This is a genomic window from Corynebacterium ulceribovis DSM 45146, from assembly GCF_000372445.1.
GTDB classification, from domain to species: domain Bacteria; phylum Actinomycetota; class Actinomycetes; order Mycobacteriales; family Mycobacteriaceae; genus Corynebacterium; species Corynebacterium ulceribovis.
The window spans coordinates 1-2,732 of the sequence record NZ_AQUY01000005.1 but is presented as its reverse complement, the minus strand read 5'-3'; the positions used below and the strand labels follow the sequence as shown (position 1 = coordinate 2,732).

The 2,732-nt window shown below is 54.9% G+C and carries 1 rRNA gene; it reads right to left on the bottom strand.

Annotation, left to right across the window (positions count from 1 at the left end):
- A 23S ribosomal RNA gene (locus tag A3EC_RS0110715) occupies nucleotides 1-2,732 on the bottom strand; the annotation flags it as partial.

Sequence of the window (2,732 nt, the reverse complement as noted above, 5' to 3'; positions counted from 1 at the left end):
TGTGTGTTACTCGGCAAATTAGTACCAGTCACCTCCACACCTCACAGTGCTTCCAGATCTGGCCTATCAACCCCATCATCTCTAGGGAACCTCAAAAGAAACCTCATCTCAGAACAGGCTTCCCGCTTAGATGCTTTCAGCGGTTATCCCTCCCGTACGTAGCCAACCAGCCCTGCTCCTGGCGGAACAACTGGCACACCAGAGGTACGTCCAACCCGGTCCTCTCGTACTAGGGTCAGCCTTCTTCAAGTTTCAACGCGCGCGGCGGATAGAGACCGAACTGTCTCACGACGTTCTAAACCCAGCTCGCGTGCCGCTTTAAAGGGCGAACAGCCCTACCCTTGGGACCTACTCCAGCCCCAGGATGCGACGAGCCGACATCGAGGTGCCAAACCATCCCGTCGATATGGACTCTTGGGGAAGATCAGCCTGTTATCCCCGGGGTACCTTTTATCCGTTGAGCGACACCGCTTCCACAAGCCAGTGCCGGATCACTAGTCCCGACTTTCGTCCCTGCTCGACCTGTCAGTCTCACAGTCAAGCTCCCTTGTGCACTTACACTCAACACCTGATTGCCAACCAGGCTGAGGGAACCTTTGGGCGCCTCCGTTACCATTTAGGAGGCAACCGCCCCAGTTAAACTACCCACCAGGCACTGTCCCCAACCCAGATCATGGGCCAAGGTTAGACATCCAATCCGATCAGAGTGGTATTTCAACAACGACTCCACCACCACTGGCGTAGCGGTTTCACAGTCTCCCACCTATCCTACACAAACCGAACCGAACACCAATACCAAGCTATAGTGAAGGTCCCGGGGTCTTTTCGTCCTGCCGCGCGTAACGAGCATCTTTACTCGTACTGCAATTTCGCCGGGTCTGTAGTTGAGACAGCGGGGAAGTCGTTACGCCATTCGTGCAGGTCGGAACTTACCCGACAAGGAATTTCGCTACCTTAGGATGGTTATAGTTACCACCGCCGTTTACTGGGGCTTAAATTCTCCGCTTCGAACCAAACGGTCCTAACAGGTCCTCTTAACCTTCCAGCACCGGGCAGGCGTCAGTCCGTATACATCGACTTCAAAGTCTTCGCACGGACCTATGTTTTTAGTAAACAGTCGCTTCCCCCTATTCTCTGCGGCCACCACACGCATAGACAGTAAATATCGCTACATGCAGCGGCCCCCCTTCTCCCGAAGTTACGGGGGCATTTTGCCGAATTCCTTAACCACAGTTATCCCGATCGCCTTAGTATTCTCTACCTGACTACCTGTGTCGGTTTCGGGTACGGGCCGTATTCACACTCGCTAGAGGCTTTTCTCGACAGCATAGGATCACCAACTTCCCCACAACGGGTACGCATCACGCCTCACCCTCAATGGCCTGCGGATTTACCAACAGACCGGGCCACACGCTTACACCACAATCCAATAAGTGGCACGGCTACCTTCCTGCGTCACCCCATCACTTAGCTACTACCAGATCAGGTCCCACGCAGCCCCACACAGCGCAGCCCGAAGGCCACATCAGGTGGATTTGGGTGGTTAGTATCACTGATTCACCATGGGCGCATAAACACGGGTACGGGAATATCAACCCGTTATCCATCGACTACGCCTGTCGGCCTCGCCTTAGGCCCCGACTCACCCTGGGAGGATTAACCTGGCCCAGGAACCCTTAGTCATCCGGCGGAGAGGTTTTCCACCTCTCATTCGCTACTCATGCCTGCATTCTCACTCGCATGCCCTCCACCATCGGGTCACCCCACAGCTTCAACGAACACACGACGCTCCCCTACCAACCCACCAAACGGTGAGTTCCGCAGCTTCGGCGGTGTACTTAGCGCCACTACATTGTCGGCGCAGGACCACTCGACCAGTGAGCTATTACGCACTCTTTCAAGGGTGGCTGCTTCTAAGCCAACCTCCTGGCTGTCTTCGCGACCCCACATCCTTTTCCACTTAGTACACACTTAGGCGCCTTAGCCGACGATCTGGGCTGTTTCCCTCTCGACCACGAAGCTTATCCCCCGCAGTCTCACTGCCGCGCTCTCACATACCGGCATTCGGAGTTTGGCTGATGTCGCTAAGATGATAGTCCCGCTAAACCAACCAGTAGCTCTACCTCCGGCATGAAACACACGACGCTGCACCTAAATGCATTTCGGGGAGAACCAGCTATCACGGAGTTTGATTGGCCTTTCACCCCTACCCACAACTCATCCCCTCAGTTTTCAACCTAAGTGGGTTCGCGCCTCCACAGCATCTTACTGCTGCTTCACACTGGCCATGGGTAGATCACCCCGCTTCGGGTCCAGGACATGCCACTAACAACACCCTCATTAGGATTCGCTTTCGCTACGACTACCCCACACGGGTTAACCTCGCGACATGCCGCTGACTCGCAGGCTCATTCTTCAAAAGGCACGCCATCACCCAAAGGCTCTGACGGCTTGTCAGCACACGGTTTCAGGAACTATTTCACTCCCCTCCCGGGGTACTTTTCACCATTCCCTCACGGTACTATCCACTATCGGTCACAAAAAGTATTCAGGTTTACCGGGTGGTCCCGGCAGATTCACAGCAGATTCCACGAGCCCGCTGCTACTCGGGAACAAAACAACCACACCACACGCACTTTCAGGTACCGGACTCTCACCGTCTACGGCAGGCCATTCCAAACCACTTCCCCTAACACGCGCAACATAGCAACCAGCCGGCAGACCAGTAACAG